We start from the raw sequence: 17,743 nt of genomic DNA, 5'->3' as shown, positions 1-17,743 counted from the left end.
TCTACCCGAGGAAACCTGTTCGATGGATGGATTGAAGACCCTGGCCGTCACGGTCGATGCGCGCGGCATCGCGACCGTCGCGCTGCAGCGCGGCGACGTGCTGAACGCGTTCGACGAGACGATGATCGCCGAGCTGACCGATGCGTTCACGACGCTCGGCCGGCGCGACGACGTGCGCGCGATCGTGCTGCGTTCGGACGGCCGTGCATTTTGCGCGGGCGCCGACCTGCAGTGGATGCAGCGCGCGAGCGCGAACGACGCAGCCGCGAACCTGCGCGACGCCGAGCGGTTTGCTGCGATGATGCACGCGATCCGGCAGTGCCCGAAACCCACGGTCGCACGCGTGCAGGGCCACGCGTTCGGCGGCGGCGTCGGCCTGTGCGCGGCCTGCGACATCGTGATTGCAAGCGACCACGCGCGCTTTTCGGTCAGCGAGGCCCGCTTCGGGATCCTGCCGGCCGTGATCGGCCCGTATCTGGTCGAGGCGGTCGGCCAGCGCCAGGCGCGCCGGCTCGCGCTGACCGCGACGCAGCTTGCCGCCGCCGAAGCCGTCGCGATCGGCCTGATCCACCAGGCCGTGCCGCTCGATGCGCTCGACGAAACGCTCGACCGGACGCTCGCCGAGCTGGGCCGCAACGGCCCGAACGCGCTGATGGAGATCAAGCGCTTTTTCGATGCGATCGGCGAGTATCCGCCGTCGGACGCGCGCGCGGCATTCACCGCGCAGACGATCTCCCGCATGCGGGCGATGCCGGAGGCGAAGGAAGGCTTCGCGGCCTTTTTCGCGAAGCGGCCGCCGGCCTGGGAGGCGGGCGCCGAGTAAGGCAGGACGACGACGATCGACGGCGAGCCGGGCCCGGCCGCAATTTGCGTCTCGGGCCCGGGCGCTTGCTCTACAATGCGTGACCCCCGGCGCGCTGCCGGCCCAGCCCTGACCGATGCTTCGCCCGATGATCGTCAACCGCCTTATCTCCGAGATCCTGTTCGGCTTCACCGGCCTGATCGGCATCATCAATCCGATCGGTATCGCATTCCTGTTTCTCGAACGGACCGAGGCGCTGACCGAGCATGAGCGCGACCTGCTCGCGAGGAAGGTGGCGTTCAACTCGTTCGTCGTGCTGCTGGTGGCGTTCTTTGCCGGCACGCCGGTGCTGCATTTCTTCGGGATCTCGATGGAAGCGCTGCGGATCGGCGGCGGCTTCGCGGTCGCCGTGGCCGGCTGGCAGATGCTGAACGAACCCGACGGCCCGGGCGGCGGCGACACGCCGGTCAAGCCGATCGACGCGAACGCGATCATGACGCGCGCGTTCTTCCCGCTGACGGTGCCGCTGACGGTCGGGCCCGGCTCGATCGCGACCGCGATCGCGCTGAACGCGAACCGCACGCACAAGCTGTCGGAGTTCATGCTGTCGAGCATCGTGTCGATCGCCGTCTCCGTGCTCGTCGCGGTCGTGATCTGGCAGGTCTACAGCCGCTCCGCGCTGCTTGCGCGCTACCTCGGCAGCGAAGGGACCAAGGTTGCGAAGCGCGTGTCGGCGTTCCTGCTGCTGTGCATCGGCGTGCAGATCATGCTGACCGGCTTCTCCGCGTTTCTGCAGCCGATCGCCGACCAGGCCAAGTAACGGGCCGTCCCGGTTCATCCTTTCACGCAGCCTGCGCGCGTGCGCGTGCCGTACGCGTTTGTGCCCTGCGAGATACCATGCGACGTCCGGCGGATGCGCGATGCGCATGTCGCCGCAAACCCAACTTGAGTGGCGAGGCGTGCAATGGAATACGTGAAATTCGGGTCGACCGGGCTGGACGTGTCGAAGCTGGTGCTGGGTTGCATGACGTTCGGCGAGCCGTTGCGCGGCACGCACCCGTGGACGCTGCCGGAAGCGGAGAGCCGCCCGATCATCCAGCGGGCGGTCGAAGCCGGCATCAACTTCTTCGACACCGCGAACATGTATTCGGACGGCACGTCGGAGGAGATCGTCGGCCGCGCGCTGCGCGATTTCACGAAGCGCGACGACGTCGTGATCGCGACCAAGGTGTTCTACCGGATGCGACCGGGGCCGAACGGCGCCGGCCTGTCGCGCAAGGCGATCATGACCGACATCGACCAGAGCCTGAAGCGGCTCGGTACCGACTACGTCGACCTCTACCAGATCCACCGCTGGGACTACGGCACGCCGATCGAGGAGACGCTCGAGGCGCTGCACGACGTCGTGAAGGCCGGCAAGGCACGCTATATCGGCGCATCGTCGATGTTCGCGTGGCAATTCGCGAAGGCGCTGCATATTTCGAAACAGAACGGCTGGACCCGCTTCGTCAGCATGCAGAACCACTTGAACCTGCTGTATCGGGAAGAGGAGCGCGAAATGCTGCCGCTGTGCGCGGACGAAGGCATCGCGGTGATTCCGTGGAGCCCGCTCGCGCGCGGGCGCTTGACGCGCAACTGGGACGAATCGTCGGAACGCCAGCAGAAGGACGAAGTCGGCCTGCGGCTGTACGACGCGACGGCGGAAGCCGACAAGGCGGTCGTCGAGGCCGTCGCGGCGATTGCCGCCGCGCGCAACGTGCCGCGGGCGCAGGTTGCGCTGGCGTGGGTCGCGCAGAAGCGCGGCGTGACCGCGCCGATCGTCGGCATCTCGAAGCCGCAGCAACTGGACGATGCACTCGGCGCGCTCGAGCTGCAACTGACCGACGACGAAATCGCCACGCTCGAACGTCCATACGTGCCGCACGCGGTCGCCGGGTTCAACTGAGCGGCCGCGCGGGCGACGCTCGCGCCGCGCTCAGTGCGCGGCGGCGAGCATCGGGTAGGTGAACAGCCCGAAATGGACGACGTTCAGCCCCGCATGCGCGGTGGCGGCGGCGAGCAGGCCGCCGCGTCGCCACGCGAGGCCATAGCCGACGCCGGCCACCGTGCCGAGCACGATCCATTGCCAGCCGCCGGCCGCATGGGCGGCCCCGAACAGCACCGCGCCCGTCGCGAGCGCGGCCCACGGGCCCCACGCGTAGGCGCGGAGCGCGCGCGTCAGCCCGCCTTGCACGTAGCCGCGGAACAGGGCTTCCTCGGCGAGCGTGACCAGCAGCAGGTTATTGACGAGCCATAGCCAGCCCGACGGCGGCCACTTGGGCGCCCAGCCGACCATCCCGATCGCGAGTGCGCCCGCCAGGCACGCGGCGGCCGTTGCGACGGCCGCGACCACGCCGGTGCGCAGCGCGCGCGACAGTGCGACGTCGGGGGCGACCCACGGCAGCACCCACAGCAGCCACAGGCCGACGAGCGGCTTGTCGAAATTCAGGTACATCGTGAACGGTACGGCGTCCGGCGTGAAGCGCGTCGGCGCGATCACGCGCGGATTGTGGAAGCCGGGAAGCAGGTGCAGGCTCAGCGCGATCGCGAGCGCGGCAAAGACGAGGTGCGCGGCGATGCGCACCGCGAGCGGGCGTTCGGGCAATACGCCCCAGGTCGCCGCAACCAGCAGCGCGAGCGGCGCCAGCGTGACCGGCGCGAGCTGGCCGAACGCCAGCGCGCCCGCATAGCCGAGCGCGGCGAGGCCGATGCTCAGGCCATGCAGCGGGCGATGCCAGGCGAATGCGGCGGCCGCGAACAGGGCGATCCAGATCGTGGCGCACGGAAGGAGCGAAAGGGACATGACAGGAGAGGCATTTGTCGGATGAGACGCCGCGCATCATACAGCAGCGGCCGTGACACGCCCTCGGGCCGGCGATGGCCGGGCGGCCTGCCTGCCGGGCGTCAGCGCCCGGCGGTCTCGGTGACACCGTTGCGGCCCGGAATGTCGACGCTGTTGCGCACGCGCATCCGCCGCCGGTACCAGAACGTCCACGCCAGCAGACAGCCGAACACGGTGTAGCCGATGACCGGCGACACGACCAGCACGCGCTCGACCGGCCAGGTCATGACCATCCAGCAGCGCAACAGCATTTCGAGCGTCATGAAGGCGCCCCAGACGAATGTCATCAGCCGCAGCATCTGCCGCAGCCCCGGCTGCGCGTCCCAGACCGCTTCGAAATGGGCGGCGCCGCCGTCCATTTCGCGGGCCACGGTGGCGCGAGCGAGATAGAAGATCAGCGGGCGTTCACGGAACAGCGACAGCAGGAACACGACGCCGATCGTGCCCGACGCGAGCGATTCGCGCATCAGCAGCGTACGCGGGCTGCCGCCGAGCGCCATTCCGACGATCGACAGTGCGATGCTGAGCAGCACGATGGCCGCTACCGCGTCGACGCGCCGCGAGCGGATGAATTCGATGATCGACCAGATGATCGGCGGAATCGCCGACGCGTACAGCGCGCCGGTTTCGCCGAAATGCGGATGCGCGACCCGATAGGCCACCCACGGCAGCACGAGGTTGACGAAGAGTTCGAGAATCAGTCCGGCTCGCGGTTTCACGGGTCGCAATTCCACGCAGGTTGGGGCGAACGCGCGAAAGGTGTGGTTGTCCCCGGTTGCCCCGAAAAGGGTTCGGTCCAGTATATCGAAGAATCGCGCCGGGCTGCGGTGTCGCAACCGCCGGTTGCCGGCGCCGGCTTCGTCACGCGTTGACCGCCGCCGGCAGCGTGATCGTGATCGTGGTGCCTTGCAGCACGGCGCTCTGCACGTGGATCTCGCCGGCGTGCCGTTCGACGACCGCCTTGACGAACGCCATGCCGAGCCCGACGCCGCTGGTTTCCGGTTGTCCGGCGGTGCGGAAGCGCCGGTAGCGTTCGAACAGCCGTGCCTGGTCCGCGCTGCCGATCCCGCATCCGTTGTCGCGGATCGTGCAGCGTACGGTCCTGCCGTCGGCGCCCGGTTCGACCCGGCATTCGACGCTCGTGAGCGGCGCGCTGTACTTGATCGCATTGTCCAGCAGGTTGATCAGCGCGCGCGACAGCAGGGCCGGGTCGCCCGGCACGATCGCGTCGTCGCGCCGTGGCACGTCGTCGATCGAGATATGTTTGCGGTGCGCGATCGGCCATACGGCGTCGCGCGCCTCGTTCATCAGGTCGGCGAGGTTGACCGGCACGCGCTCGTATTCGCTGGCCTCCGCGCGCGACAACTGCGCGAAACCGTCGGCCATCGCCAGCGTGTGGCGCGCGAGCTTGCCGATTCTCGCGCACTGTCGCTTCGTCTGCGCATCGCCCGCACGGTGTTCCTGCGCGTCGATCAGGATGATCAGCGACGTCAGCGGCGCGCGCATGTCGTGCGAGAACAGCGTCAGCATGTCGTTGCGCTGGCGTTCGAGCATGTCGCGGCGGACATACGCATTGCGCAATACCTCCAGCGCGTCGTGGATGCGGGTGATCTCGGGCCCAATCCCGCGCGGCATCGCGACGTGCGTCGTATCGCCGTCGCTGAGCGCGACGATCCGGCGGCCGAGCGTATCGAGCGGCTTGGACAGCAGCCGCTGCGTGCCGCGCGTGAGCGACAGCAGGATCGCGACGCTGAGCAGGGCCGCGATCGCCGACATCGCCACCTTGATCCGGGCCGTGTTCCGGTCCGAGACGGCGCGCCGCCGCGCCAGGTCGATCACGCGGTCGCGCAGCAGTTCGCAAGGCTGGAAGTACGGGACGATCGTTCTCGAGAAATCGGCGGCGCTCATCGGGTAGGCACCGGTCTGGCCGCTTGCGACGACCGTGTCGACGAGCGGGAGCAGGCGATCGTCGAACGCCGCGTTGAGCTGCGCGTACGCGCGGGCGACGCCGGCATCGTCGAGCTGCGCGCCGATCGCGCCGTCGATCCGCGCGCGCAATTGCTCGATGCGGCCGCGCATCCGCATGATGTCCGCGAACTGCGGGCGGTCGAGCACCTGCCGCCTGTACATCGGCGCAACGAGCAGCGAGCCCGTGCGTCCCGCGTATTCGCGGAGATCGCTCAGGAGCCGCGCCAGCAGGATCGCGCCCGACGTGTGCGGGTCGCCCATCGCCGTATCGGTCATCGCGCCGTCGATCAGCAGCGACACGGCGTCGACGACGCGGAACAGGCGCGCCTGCGCATGCTGGATCGCGTGGACGGTGCGTGATGCGAGCGGCCGGGCGTCGAGCGCGTCGACTTCCGCGCGGGCATCGGCGAGCGTGATCCGGATCGCGTCGAGCGAGCGCAGCAGGTTGCTGCGCTCGCGGTCGTCGAGCGCGGCGGCCTGCCCGATCGCGGTACGAAAGCGCGCGAGTGCCTGGTCGGAACGATCGCGTGCCGCGCGCAGGTTGCGCAGCTCCGTCGCATCGTCGCGCTGCAGGCGTACCAGCAGGTCGTTCGTCGGGCCGCGCTCGGCCGAGATCATGTTGGCGGCGGCCATCGCGCCGTGGATGAATTCGAAGCTTTGCAGATCGGCGTTTTCCTGCCGGTATTGCCGGACACTCCCCCAGATGATCGTGCCGCACAGCAGGGCCAGCAGCGTGGTGACGAGTGCAACGCCGATATGCGTCTTCTGCTGGATCGTCAGCGATCGAACGTTGTTTGCGCATTCCCGATTGAACGAGAGATTCATGACACACCCTGTTTGCAAGCTATCCCGGGAAGGCCCGTATTCTCGGCCTGTCGGCGCGATTGCGCCGCGAGGTTCAACAGGTGTTCCGCCGTCGCGGGGCGGCAACGATCGCGGCCGGGAAGCCGGATCGCGCGTGGCGCCGGATCGCCTTGCGCCACCTTCCTGTCGACACCGGAAGAATCGCGCTTGACCCGGGGAAACCCTGATCGTGCGCCAGGCGTGCGGCACGTAGCGGTGAATGGTTTGGATTGCGAATGTTCATGGATGCCGTTTCGCAACGGAGATCGGCATGACGGCCGCGTCCGGCGATGGCGGCAAGGAGATGGGTGGTGGCGGGAAAGCGTCGGCAGGCAGGCGCGTCGCCCGTGCGCGGGCGACGCTCAACGTCGGACCAGAGGGGGACGCGGTGCGAATCGATACCGCACCGCGCGCGGCGTCAGGAGAGGGCCGGCTGGACGATGATCTTCACGTTGCGGTCCTTGTGGTTGACCAGTTCCTCGAAGCCGTGCGCGACGATGTCGCCGAGCGCGATGCGTCCGGTGATGAGCGGCTGCACGTCGATGCGGCCGTCCGCGATGAAGCGGATGACATCCGCGAATTCGCCGTTGTACGCGAGCGAGCCGATCACTTCCTTCTCGGTCGACACGATGTCGAAGAAGTTGAACGGCGTCGGTTCCTCGAAGATGCCGACCATCACCGACTTGCCGGCCTTGCGGATCACGTCGATCGCGAGCTTCGCGGTGGCCGTGTGCCCGATGCACTCGAACGACACGTCGGCGCCGTAGCCGCCCGTCAGCGCCTTGACTTCCGCGATCGCGTCGGACGTCTTCGGATCGATGACGACGCTCGCGCCGACCTCCAGCGCCTTCTGCTTGCGCGCGGCCGACATTTCCAGCGCGATCACGCGCCCGGCGCCCGCGGCTTTCGCGCACATGATCGTGCACAGGCCGATCGTGCCCGCGCCGACCACGACGACGGTTTGCCCGACGATGTTGCCGGCCTTCTTCACCGCATGCAGCCCGACCGCGAGCGGTTCGATCAACGCACCGGCTTCGGTCGGGAAATGGTCGGGCAGCTTGTACAGCAACTCGGCCGGCACGTTCACGTATTCGGCGAACGCGCCGTTGTTCATCAGCCCGGTGAAAGCGAGGTTCTCGCAGATGTTGTACAGCCCGTGCCGGCAATACCAGCAGGTGCCGCAATGCTGGCACGCGTCGGCCGTCACGCGATCGCCGACCGCGAAGCCGGAGACGCCCGCGCCCAGCTCGGCGATTTCGCCGCTGAACTCGTGACCGAGGATGCACTGGCCCTTCAGGCCCGTCAGCGGGTGCGGCGCGTCGACCGGGATGAATACGGGCCCGGCGACGTATTCGTGCAGATCGGAGCCGCAGATGCCGCACCAGTGCACGCGAATCGTGACCCAGCCAGCGGGCGGGCGCTCCGGAACGGGAACCTCTTCGACGCGGATGTCCTGGCGGCCATGCCAGACGGCGGCTTTCATGCGGGGGGCGGTGTTCGGTGCCGGTGTACTCACGTTGCTGTCTCCGTCGGGTTGTCGTCGGGCGCGAGGCGTGGCTGCCGGTGCGCCCGTCGCGCGATTGCGCGATCGACCGGTATGCAGGAACGGGGCCAGCGTGAATCGGGACGGGATGCGGCGCTCGGTCAGCGTGTGAAGTGTGCGGCGCAACACGCCGGCTTTCGTTGACGTAAAGCAATCCGGCGGGTTGCGCGCGTCATGTTTGTTGCGACTGCGAAACGGTGAATCGGCTGAGACGCCGGGACATTCGTCTCAGCGAATGAGACGAATCGCGAGACGCATCACGATCGGCGGCACGATTCGATGCGCGTTCAGGCCAAGACTTCGTCCACCGAGACCGGTGCGAGCGGCGTGAAGCCGGCGGCGCGGTACAGCGGCTGGCCGGCTTCGGTCGAGATGAGCCACACGCGCTGTGCGCCGCGTTGCCGCGCGTGCGCGACGATCGCGGCGAGCAGTTGCGTTGCGAGGCCGCGACGCCGGAATGCGTCCGCGGTTCCGACGCGATCGACCACGATATCGCGCGGCGACGCAAAGCCGTAGCGTGCGGTGGCCGCGATCTGCCCGTCGAGCCGGTGCGCGAACAGGAACGCGGCCGGATTCGGCTGGAACGGCGGGAATGCGTCGCTGGCGTTGAACGCGTCGACGCCGCCCGGCGTATCGCAGGCAAGCGCATGTGCGAGTGCGTCGTCGCCGGACAGCACGCCGATATCGGCGGCCATGAAATGCTCGTCCGACAGCCGGCGTGTCCTGCCGCGCAGCGCGGGCGGCAGCGGGGCGGCGCCGTAGCGCGTGATCCACGCGCCGACGGCGAACGGGCCGTCGCCGGACACGGGCGCACCCTCGATCACGAAGTGCTCGAAAGGCCGGCCCATGCCGCCGTCGAACTGCACGACGTGGCCGTCCGGGCTGTCGCGCAGCGGTGCGTCGCACCGGTCGCGCGCGGCGCAGTAGCCGGCGATGAAGGTGCGCACGGCCGCCTTGCGGCGGGGAAAGGCCGACCAGGCTTCGTCGAGCGGGAACAGCGTGACCGGGGCGGGGGAGGCGGTCGGCATGGGTGGGCGCGCAGCGTTGTCGGGACAAGGCCGACAGCTTAGATCAGGATGCCGCCGCGTGTCGCGCGGGCCATTGCTGCGATCGCTGAAATGGAGCGTTGCGCACATTACCCCTTTACTTGAAGTTAACTTCAATTTGTATCATGTGCGCCAGTCCGATTGCGACCGCGTGGACATCCCGTTGCACGCGGCCGTTTCAACGGAGGTGAAGATGACCGAAGCGCCTGTCGCGGCCGATGCCGCCATGCGGCCGTCGCGCAGCTACCGGGCCGCCGTCGCGAACGTCGTGCTGGCCAGCATCGTGTCGGCGTTGCATGTCGGCAAGGCGACGATCGCACTGCCGTCGCTCCAGCACGAGTTCGGCGGCTCGCTCGCATCGCTGAGCGGGATCATGTCGGTGTTTCCGTTCGTCGGCGTGTTCGGCGGGATCGCCGCCGGCCTGCTGGTGCGGCGCTGGGGCGACCGGCTGCTGCTGATGACGGGCCTCGTCATCCTCGGCCTGTCGAGCATCGCGGGCGCGTGGGCCGGCAGTTTCGCGCTGCTGCTGGCCACGCGATTCGCGGAAGGGCTCGGCTTCGTGATCGTGGTGGTCGCCGCACCGGCCGTGCTGAACCGCGTGACGCCGCCCGAGCGGCGCAATCTCGCGTTCGGCCTGTGGAGCACGTTCATGCCGGCCGGCATGGCACTGTCGATGCTGGTCGGGCCGCTGCTCGGCGGTTGGCGCAACGGCTGGCTGGCGGCCGCGGCGCTCACGCTCGTCGCGGCGGCCGCGGTGCCGGTCACCACCTCGGCCGATGTCCCGTCGCGGCAGGCAAGCGCCACGCGCATCGGGCCTGCGCTGCGCGACGTGCTCGCGTCGCGCTCGACCACGCTCCTCGCACTGGGCTTCGCGACCTACAACGTGCAGTTTTTCGCGGTGATGACGTTCCTGCCGGTGTTCCTGATGCAGCGCCTCGGCGTTGCGGTGGGCGCGGCGGGGCTGATCAGCGCGGCAATCGTCGCCGCGTGCGTGACCGGCAACCTGACCGCCGGCTGGCTGTTGTCGCGCGGTGCGCGGCCGGGGATCGTGATGGCCGCGACGTCGGTCGCGATCGGCGCGGCCGGCGCAGGGCTGTTCAGCGCGGCGACCCCCGCGCCGCTCGCGGTCGCGCTGGGTTTCGCGTTCTCGGCGATCGCCGGGATGCTGCCCGCGACGATCCTGGCCTGCGCGCCGGGCTCCGCACCGTCGCCGTCGCTGGCGCCGCTCAGCATCGGCTGGGTCGTGCAAGGCAACTATCTCGGCCAGGTGATCGGCCCGCTGACGATTGGCGCGATCGTCGGGGCATTCGGCTGGTCCGGCGGCATCGGGCTGATGCTCGCGGCGGCCGTCGCCGGCGCGGCGATCGGCCTGTCCTTGCTGCGCGAGCCGATGGGCCGGCGCTGAGCGCGGCGCCGGCGCCGTTCAACCTGCACGGAAATCCGTCAAGCATGTTCAACATCATGGAAAGCCTGATCTGCGAAGAAGACCTGTCGTGCGATGCACCGGCGTTGGACGATCACGATGCGATGCCGTCGCGCGGCGCCGGCGTCGCGCATCCGCTCGTGACGATCGGCCGTGCGCCGATTCCCGAGCACGCCGAGGCGGCGGTCTCGCAGTTGCGTCCGCAACTGTTCGTCACGGTGCTGGAGGCGGGCGACGACGGCCTGCTGATTCGTTGGGTCGAGAGCGGCCGTTGCCATTACGGCGAGCAACGCTGGCGCTTGCGCGTCGCGTTACAGCCCGGTCGCTGCGCGATCTCGGGGCAACCGATCGAGGCCGGCGAACCGGTGTTCCGGCCGGTGCGGCGGCCCGTGCCGGCCAATGGCGACGAGATGATCTGCCCGGCCTCGGTGCCAGGCGTGGCCGGCGCGTCGCGTGACGGCGCGCCGGGGGACGGCGACGCACGCGATCCGGCCGAGGTCCACGGCTGAACACCGGCCGGTAGCAGGACGGCGTTACTTCTTCAGATCGTGCCGGTACTGGATGAAACCGCCATTGTTCGCGAGCTTGTCGTACAGCGCACGTGCGGTCGTGTTGGTCTCGTGCGTGAGCCAGTACACGCGGCTCGCGCCGGCTTCGCGCGCCCGTTCGTACACGGCTTCGATCAGCGCGCCGCCCGCACCTTGCCCGCGTGCGTCGGGGGCGGTGTACAGGTCCTGCAGGTAGCAGTACGGCCCTTCCGTCCAGCACGAGCGGTGGTAGATCGAGTGCACGATCCCGACCAGTGCACCCGATGCGTCGAATGCGCCCAGCACGAACATCGGTTCGGCGGGATCCATCAGGCGCGCCCACGTGGTGGCGAACACCGCGTCGCTCAGCGCCGTGTCGTAGAACTTCTGATAACCCTGCCACAGCGGGCGCCACGCGGCTTCGTCGGCCGCAACGAGCGGGCGCACCGTGACGCGCGTGGCGTCGTTCGCGCGGCTGGCCGCATCGCGTTCGCTGGCTTGTGCGTGGCGGATCGCGGCGAGTGACTGGCGCTGGTTGCCTTCAGCGTCGAAGTTCCCGGGCGCAAGCCACGTTTCGAATGCGGCGCGGACGTCCGGCCATTCGCCGTCGATGATCGAGAACCACGCGGTGTCGCGGTTGCGGCCGCGATAGATGATCGCCTGCCGGAACGTGCCTTCGTAACGGAAGCCGAGCCGCGCGGCCGCCTTGCGCGACGGTTCGTTGAGGTCGTCGCACTTCCATTCGTAGCGCCGGTAGCCGAGCGTGTCGAACGCATACTTCATCAGCAGGAACTGCGCTTCGGTCGAGACCGGCGTGCGCTTGAGCAGCGGCGAGAACGTGACGGAGCCGACCTCGATCACGCCGTTGGCCGGATCGATGCGCATCAGCGCGAGCGTGCCGACCGCGCGGCCGGTGGCGCGATCGATCACCGTGTAGTGCAGCGGATCGGGGCTCGCCTGCGCGCCTCGCGCGTAGTCACGGTAGCTCGCCTCGTCGGCGTACGGGCCGTGCGCGAGATAGGTCCAGTCGCTGCCGTCGGGCGCTTGCGAGTAGGCCGCATACAGGTCGGCCGCATGGCGCTCGGCGTCGAGCGCTTCAAGCCGGCAGTAGCGGCCTTCGAGCGCGATGCGCTCCGGGCGCGGGCGCGCGGACCAGTCGGGAACGGGTTGGCCGATGGATTGCTGGAAAGCGTTGGTGAGCGTGGACAAGGTCGATCTCGCTTCGGTTGGCGGCCGGCGACATGCCGGCATGCAGACGATCGTAGTCCCGGCGAGGTACCATGAGAAGCGCCAGAGAGCGGTAAATTTATGGTGCCACGATATGTGGCCGCCCGCCGCCCGCCGCCCGCCGTGCGCCGTGCGCCGTGCGCCGGATTCCGACACTTTCACGCTGCGACGTTCCGATGACGACTGCCTTTTCTCCCGGCGACGCGCCGTTGCTGCCGCTCGATGCGCCGCTGGCGCGCACGCCGGGCGCACCGTCGCTGCAGCGCCAGCTGTTGCGCCGCGTGCGCGACGCGATTCTCGGCGGCACGATGCCGGCCGGCACGCGGCTGCCCGGCACGCGCGCGCTGGCCGAGACGCTTGGCGTGTCGCGCAACACGACGGCCGCCGTCTACGAGCAGCTCGTCGCCGAGGGCTTCCTGCAGTCGGACCGGCGCGGCACGCGCGTGGTCGGGCTGTCGCGGCCCGCACCGCCGCGCCGGCGTGCCGCGCCGCCGGCCGTCGCGCAGCGGCTCGCGCGGATTCGCCCGAGCCTTGTCGGCACCGGCGAAACGGAAGGTTTCCGGCCTGGCGTGCCCGCGCTGACGCATTTCCCGGTGGACGCGTGGCGGCACGCGATCGACCGCGCGCTGCGCCGCGCCGGCCGCGACCTGCTGGCGTACGGCGATCCGCTCGGCGAGCCCGCGCTGCGCGAATCGATCGCACGCCACCTGGCCGTGACGCGCGGCGTGCGCTGCGATCCCGAGCAGATCGTGATCACGGAAGGCGCGCAGGGCGCGATCGCGCTGTGCGCGCAGTTGCTGACGAATCCCGGCGATACGGTGTGGGTCGAGGAGCCCGGTTATCGCGGCGCGCGTACCGCGATGCAGGCGGCCGACCTCGACGTCGTGCCGATGCCGGTCGACGCGGAAGGGTTGCGCGCGGAAGAGGACGACTGGCGCGAACGGACGCCGCGCCTCGTCTACACGACGCCGTCGAACCAGTTCCCGACCGGCGCCGTGCTGTCGATCTCGCGCCGGCTCGCGCTGATCGATGCGGCGCGTCGCCATCGCGCATGGATCATCGAAGACGACTACGACAGCGAATTCCGTCACACCGGCGAGCCGATCGGCGCGATGCACGGGCTCGCGCCCGATTCGCCGGTCGTCTATCTCGGCTCGTTCAGCAAGACGATGTTTCCGGCGCTACGCATCGGTTTTCTCGTGCTGCCGGAGGCGTTGCTGGCCGCCGTGCGGCCGGTGCTGCCGGAGATGCTGCGCGGCGGGACGCGGCACGTGCAGCTTGCGCTCGCCGATTTCATCGAGACGGGCGAATACGGCCGGCATCTCGGGCGGATGCGCCGGCTGTATCGCGACCGGCGGCGATTGCTGCTTGCGGCGCTCGACGGCAACCTGAGCGTGCCGCATCAGGTCGAGGGCGGCCCGTGCGGGCTGCATCTCGCGCTGCGGCTGCCGGCGCGCTATCGCGACCGCGCGATCGTCGACGCGGCGCGCACGCACGGGATCGGGCCGTTTCCGCTGTCGGGCTTTTCGATCGATGCGGGGCGGGCGGGCAACGGGCTCGTGCTCGGTTTCGGCAATACGTCGGCCGATGCGTTCGAGCCGATGTTGCGGATGTTGTCGGCGATTGCGGAGCGGGTGGACGCGGGTGACGCGTGACGGTATGGTTCCGCCATTCGAACTTCCCGCTGACCGCTCATGACGACGCTCCGTCAATCATTCCTGTTCGTTGCCGTTGCCTGCGCATCGCTGGCGGCGGCCGTCACACACGCGCAACCCACGAGCGATGGCTTCATCTGCGATACCGACAAGCATCACGTCGTGATCGACCGCGTTGCGGATGGCGCATTGCGCTACCGTGCCTGGAACAAGCCGCGTCCGGTCGACCAGAAGCCGGACGTCGAAGTGCGCGGCGGCATGGAAGCAACGGGCGGAACGGATCCGTGCGTGAGCACCGACTGGTCGTTCAAGCGCGGCAATATCGTGTACTGGGTGTCGGACAGCGCCGCATGCACGGACGGCAAGCCGCCGCGCGGCGCTTACGGGATGGTCTCGGTGACGATCAACAAGGAATTCGCGGCGCGCTACTGGTGCGTCAAGTAACCCGCGTGTGGCGATGCTGTTCCGCCAAGGGCGGCGAGGCATTCTGCGCATGCCGGCTGCGCCGGTCTCTCGTGTCCGGTCAACGCCGGCGCAGGCCGCGTGATCGGATTTGTGCGGATTGACGAATCGCCGACTTTGTTCGAAACGACCGCCATCGCGGCTTCGCACCTGCCGCCTCCCGCCGGCATACGGGTTTCGATTCGTATGTTCCAACCGGCGCGTGGGCTATAAATGGATGCGTGTACCGGTGCTTGTCGGGCGCCTGCGCGTTTCGCGCAAGTTGGCGCCGCGACTGCCGGGGGAGGTGCACCGTGGTTTGCCAGACGCTTGCTCGCGCCGTGCTTCGCACCGCGTTGATCGGGGGCGTGTTTGCCGGATTCTTGCCGCCGCCGGCTGCCATTGCCGCCACCGTCGCGCCGCCTGCCGCGCCACGCGCGATGAAGCAGAGGGTGCCCGCCGTGCCGTATGCGATGCCGGTCGATTTCCCGGCGATCGTCGAGCGCTACGGCCCGGCGGTCGTGACCATCATGGCCACCGCACCCGACCAGCAATCCGGCGGCCCGTCCTTCGCGATCCTCGATCCCGACGATCCGCTCGCCGCATTCTTCCGGCACGACGCACCGCCGCCGGCGCAGGGGCCAGCGCAAGGGGCACAGGCTCCGCAGGCGCCGGCGCCCGACACGGCGCCTCGCGCGGTATCGGGTAGCGGCTCGGGCTTCATCGTCAGTGCCGACGGCCTGATCCTCACGTCGGCCCATGTGGTCGACGAAGCAACCGACGTGACGGTGCGGCTGACCGACCGCCGCGAATTCAAGGCGACGGTGCTGGCCGTCGATCCGCAAAGCGATGTCGCCGTGCTGCGCGTCAACGCGACGAAGCTGCCGTTCGTGCGCGTCGGTGATTCATCGAAGGTCCGCGCGGGCGAACCGGTGATGACGATCGGCGCGCCGGACGGATCGGGCAACACGGTCACGGCCGGCATCGTCAGCGCGACGTCGCACCGGCTGCCGGACGGCAGCGCGTTTCCGTTCTTCGAGACCGACATCGCGCCGAACCCGGACAACTCGGGCGGCCCCGTGTTCAATCGCGCGGGCGACGTGATCGGCATCGCGGTGCAGGTCTATACGGGCGCCGACCGCTACGCGACCACGACGTTCGCGATCCCGATCGCGTTCGCGGCAAAGGTGCGCGCGCAGTTGCAGGCGCAACAGCAGGCCCAGATGCACGCGCAGCAGGCGCCGGCGCCGGGCGCGTCGCCCGGCAATGCGTTCGGCGTCGACGTCCAGGACGTCGGCGTCGGGCTGGCCGCGGCGTTCGGGCTGCCGCGTCCGGCCGGTGCGCTCGTCAACGGTGTCGCGCCCGGCTCGCCGGCTGCGGCCGCCGGACTGAAGCCCGGCGACGTGATCGTGAAACTGGGCGACAAGGCGATCGGCCGCTCGGCCGAACTGAACGACCTGGCCGCCGCGCTGCCGCCCGGCGAAAAGGCGCCGCTGCGGGTGATCCGCAACCGCGCGCCGGTGATGCTGACGATTACGGGCGCCGACGAGGCGGCCGGCACCGCGGGTGCGGCTGCGGGCATGGCCGCGCCGGCGCTTGCTGCGCGGCCGGGGCCGGCCGCCGGCGACCGCGGCGATCGCCTCGGGCTGACGATGCACGCGCTGAGCGACGACGAGCGCCGTTCGACGGGGCTTGCGGTCGGGATGATGGTCGACGCGGTGCACGGCCCGGCGGCGAGCGCGGGCATCCAGCCGGGCGACGTCGTGCTGGAGCTCAACGACACGCTGCTCGAGACGCCGGACGACGTGCAGTCGCTCGAAGCGAGCGGCGGCAGCGTGATCGCCGTGCTGATCCAGCGCAACAACGCGCGGAAGTTCGTGTCGGTGCGCGCGCGTTAGGGCGTTGACGCGGCCGGCGCCCTCCGCCTAACATCGTCCGGTATCGCTGGCAGCCAGCCACGCATTCAGGAGTCATTCGGCATGAAAACGGCTTGCTTCATCGTAGTAGTCCACAGGCGCAGGGTCCGGTAGCGGCACCGCGCCGGCACCCATGCGCCCCCGACTCGTTCGGGGGCTTTTTTTTGCGTTGCGCACGGCCATGCGGCGCGTGCGCGGAGGGCCATCCGCTTGCAATCGAACCTGTCGTCCGTGTCCGAACCGGCGTCGCCGCGACATGCGACGCTGATCCTGCTGTGCGCGCTCTCGGTACTGCCGCTGAGCCTGTTCCTGCCGTCATTGCCGGCGATCGCGCGCGACCTGCACGTCGACTATGCGCTCGTCGCACTGTCGCTCGGCGGTTACGCGGCGGTGGCCGCGTCGCTCGAGTTCGTGACGGGGCCGCTGTCGGACCGGTTCGGGCGGCGGCCGATCGTGCTGACGAGCGTCGGCGTGTTCGCGCTCGGCTCGCTCGGCTGCGCATTGGCGACCGATATCCGCATGTTTCTCGCATGCCGCCTGATGCAGGCGGCGATCACGTCGGTCTATCCCGTGTCGATGGCGACGATCCGCGATACCGGCGGCGGCGCGCGCGCAGCGAGCCGGATCGGCTATGCGGCGATGGCCGCCGCGTTTGCGCCGATGCTCGGCCCGACGCTCGGCGGCGCACTCGATCAGATGGCCGGATGGCGCGCGGGTTTCGGGTTGCTCGGCGCAGCCGGTATCGCGCTGTTCGGCTGGTGCGCATTCGATCTCGTCGAAACCCATACGAACCGCTCGTCGAGTTTCCGGCAGCAGCTTCGTGCGTATCCGGCGCTGCTCCGCGCGCGCCGTTTCTGGGCCTATGCGCTTTGCATGGCGTTTTCGACGGGCGCGTTCTACGCGTTCCTGGCCGGCGCGCCGCTCGCCGCGAAAACGGTGTTCGGCATTGCGCCGGCGGAGATCGGCGTCTACATGGGGACGATCACGGCCGGGTTCGTCGGGGGCAGCTTTCTGGCCGCGCGTGTCGCGCGCCGCTACGCGCTGGCCACGACGATCCTGTGCGGACGGATCGTCGCGTGTACGGGCCCGTTGATCGGCCTTGCACTGATGTCCGGCGGCGCGACGCATGCGCTTGCATGGTTCGGGCCGTGCGTGCTGGTCGGCATCGGCAACGGGCTGACCAATCCCGGCGCCCACGCGGGTGCGTTGTCGGTGCGCCCGGAACTGGCGGGCAGCGCATCGGGGCTGGCCGGCGCGATGGCGATCGCCGGCGGCGCCGCGTTGTCGTCGCTGACGGGCGCGGTGCTGACCGCCGGCAACGCCGGGTATGTGCCGCTCGCGATGATGCTGCTGTCGGCGGCGATTGCGCTGGCGGCCGCTTTTTGCGTGCGGGCGTTCGATGCACGGGACGCCGCGCGATGACCGCGGGTGCGGCCCGGTACCGTGTCGCGGCCGAATGACGGACAATCCG

The 17,743-nt window shown here is 69.4% G+C and carries 15 protein-coding genes; 9 read left to right on the top strand and 6 right to left on the bottom strand.

The window, feature by feature from the left end; translation table 11 throughout:
- Positions 1-22 precede the first annotated feature (22 nt).
- The 3 genes from BLA15945_RS00680 (at position 23) to BLA15945_RS00670 (ending at position 2,747) form a co-directional block, all read left to right on the top strand.
- Entirely contained in the window at positions 23-823 is an 801-nt protein-coding gene (locus tag BLA15945_RS00680; RefSeq protein ID WP_174991212.1) for an enoyl-CoA hydratase-related protein, read from the top strand.
- 127 nt (positions 824-950) lie between these two features.
- A complete protein-coding gene (locus BLA15945_RS00675; RefSeq protein ID WP_059240354.1) occupies positions 951-1,622 on the top strand; it encodes a MarC family protein in 672 nt (223 codons plus the stop codon).
- 144 nt (positions 1,623-1,766) lie between these two features.
- Positions 1,767-2,747, top strand: a complete 981-nt coding sequence (locus BLA15945_RS00670) for an aldo/keto reductase (RefSeq protein ID WP_059240356.1) — start codon at positions 1,767-1,769, stop codon at positions 2,745-2,747.
- Between the two features lie 30 nt (positions 2,748-2,777).
- Here the strand turns inward: BLA15945_RS00670 and BLA15945_RS00665 are convergent, their stop codons facing one another.
- From BLA15945_RS00665 to BLA15945_RS00645, 5 genes are all read right to left on the bottom strand, one after another.
- On the bottom strand, positions 2,778-3,644 hold the full coding sequence (locus BLA15945_RS00665; RefSeq protein ID WP_174991211.1) for a CPBP family intramembrane glutamic endopeptidase: 867 nt from the start codon (positions 3,642-3,644) through the stop codon (positions 2,778-2,780).
- A gap of 101 nt (positions 3,645-3,745) precedes the next feature.
- A complete protein-coding gene (locus tag BLA15945_RS00660) occupies positions 3,746-4,402 on the bottom strand; it encodes a VC0807 family protein (RefSeq protein WP_174991210.1) in 657 nt (218 codons plus the stop codon).
- Positions 4,403-4,544: 142 nt separating this feature from the next.
- Complete coding sequence (locus BLA15945_RS00655; RefSeq protein WP_174991209.1) at positions 4,545-6,476, bottom strand: sensor histidine kinase; 1,932 nt, start codon at positions 6,474-6,476, stop codon at positions 4,545-4,547.
- A gap of 436 nt (positions 6,477-6,912) precedes the next feature.
- Entirely contained in the window at positions 6,913-7,977 is a 1,065-nt protein-coding gene (locus tag BLA15945_RS00650) for a 2,3-butanediol dehydrogenase (RefSeq protein WP_174991388.1), read from the bottom strand.
- Between the two features lie 347 nt (positions 7,978-8,324).
- Positions 8,325-9,065 carry a GNAT family N-acetyltransferase gene (locus tag BLA15945_RS00645; RefSeq protein WP_174991208.1) on the bottom strand — a complete coding sequence of 247 codons (741 nt, stop codon included), beginning with the start codon at positions 9,063-9,065 and terminating at the stop codon, positions 8,325-8,327.
- Between the two features lie 211 nt (positions 9,066-9,276).
- On the opposite strand from BLA15945_RS00645, the gene BLA15945_RS00640 reads away from it, so the two are divergent.
- Positions 9,277-10,488 carry an MFS transporter gene (locus tag BLA15945_RS00640; RefSeq protein WP_059240973.1) on the top strand — a complete coding sequence of 404 codons (1,212 nt, stop codon included), beginning with the start codon at positions 9,277-9,279 and terminating at the stop codon, positions 10,486-10,488.
- Positions 10,489-10,532: 44 nt separating this feature from the next.
- Positions 10,533-11,015 (top strand): DUF3331 domain-containing protein, encoded by a 483-nt coding sequence (locus BLA15945_RS00635; RefSeq protein WP_174991207.1) that lies wholly within the window; start codon positions 10,533-10,535, stop codon positions 11,013-11,015.
- 24 nt (positions 11,016-11,039) lie between these two features.
- On the opposite strand, the gene BLA15945_RS00630 is transcribed toward BLA15945_RS00635, so the two are convergent.
- Positions 11,040-12,242, bottom strand: a complete 1,203-nt coding sequence (locus tag BLA15945_RS00630) for a GNAT family N-acetyltransferase (protein WP_233464092.1) — start codon at positions 12,240-12,242, stop codon at positions 11,040-11,042.
- Between the two features lie 194 nt (positions 12,243-12,436).
- Between BLA15945_RS00630 and pdxR the strand changes: the two genes are divergently transcribed.
- The 4 genes from pdxR to BLA15945_RS00610 all read left to right on the top strand — a co-directional run bounded on the left by pdxR (position 12,437) and on the right by BLA15945_RS00610 (position 17,694).
- Positions 12,437-13,915: a MocR-like pyridoxine biosynthesis transcription factor PdxR gene (gene pdxR / locus BLA15945_RS00625; RefSeq protein ID WP_059240364.1), complete on the top strand. Its 1,479-nt coding sequence runs from the start codon at positions 12,437-12,439 to the stop codon at positions 13,913-13,915.
- 39 nt (positions 13,916-13,954) lie between these two features.
- On the top strand, positions 13,955-14,359 hold the full coding sequence (locus BLA15945_RS00620) for a hypothetical protein (protein WP_226196377.1): 405 nt from the start codon (positions 13,955-13,957) through the stop codon (positions 14,357-14,359).
- 311 nt (positions 14,360-14,670) lie between these two features.
- Positions 14,671-16,254, top strand: coding sequence for a trypsin-like peptidase domain-containing protein (locus BLA15945_RS00615; protein WP_174991205.1), 1,584 nt, complete (start codon positions 14,671-14,673; stop codon positions 16,252-16,254).
- A 228-nt stretch (positions 16,255-16,482) separates the two neighbouring features.
- On the top strand, positions 16,483-17,694 hold the full coding sequence (locus tag BLA15945_RS00610; protein WP_174991204.1) for an MFS transporter: 1,212 nt from the start codon (positions 16,483-16,485) through the stop codon (positions 17,692-17,694).
- Positions 17,695-17,743: the final 49 nt, after the last annotated feature.

The organism is Burkholderia arboris (genome assembly GCF_902499125.1).
In the GTDB taxonomy this organism is placed as follows: domain Bacteria; phylum Pseudomonadota; class Gammaproteobacteria; order Burkholderiales; family Burkholderiaceae; genus Burkholderia; species Burkholderia arboris.
The sequence above is the reverse complement of the archived record's forward strand: the minus strand, read 5'-3'. Positions and strand labels throughout refer to the sequence as shown.

Coding starts and splice junctions, on each gene's coding strand:
- BLA15945_RS00670 (WP_059240356.1), top strand. CDS start 1,767: ATGGAATACGTGAAATTCGGGTCGACCGGGCTGGACGTGTCGAAGCTG.
- BLA15945_RS00645 (WP_174991208.1), bottom strand. CDS start 9,065: ATGCCGACCGCCTCCCCCGCCCCGGTCACGCTGTTCCCGCTCGACGAA.
- BLA15945_RS00640 (WP_059240973.1), top strand. CDS start 9,277: ATGACCGAAGCGCCTGTCGCGGCCGATGCCGCCATGCGGCCGTCGCGC.
- BLA15945_RS00680 (WP_174991212.1), top strand. CDS start 23: ATGGATGGATTGAAGACCCTGGCCGTCACGGTCGATGCGCGCGGCATC.
- BLA15945_RS00620 (WP_226196377.1), top strand. CDS start 13,955: ATGACGACGCTCCGTCAATCATTCCTGTTCGTTGCCGTTGCCTGCGCA.
- BLA15945_RS00650 (WP_174991388.1), bottom strand. CDS start 7,977: ATGAAAGCCGCCGTCTGGCATGGCCGCCAGGACATCCGCGTCGAAGAG.
- BLA15945_RS00635 (WP_174991207.1), top strand. CDS start 10,533: ATGTTCAACATCATGGAAAGCCTGATCTGCGAAGAAGACCTGTCGTGC.
- BLA15945_RS00675 (WP_059240354.1), top strand. CDS start 951: ATGATCGTCAACCGCCTTATCTCCGAGATCCTGTTCGGCTTCACCGGC.
- BLA15945_RS00655 (WP_174991209.1), bottom strand. CDS start 6,476: ATGAATCTCTCGTTCAATCGGGAATGCGCAAACAACGTTCGATCGCTG.
- BLA15945_RS00665 (WP_174991211.1), bottom strand. CDS start 3,644: ATGTCCCTTTCGCTCCTTCCGTGCGCCACGATCTGGATCGCCCTGTTC.
- pdxR (WP_059240364.1), top strand. CDS start 12,437: ATGACGACTGCCTTTTCTCCCGGCGACGCGCCGTTGCTGCCGCTCGAT.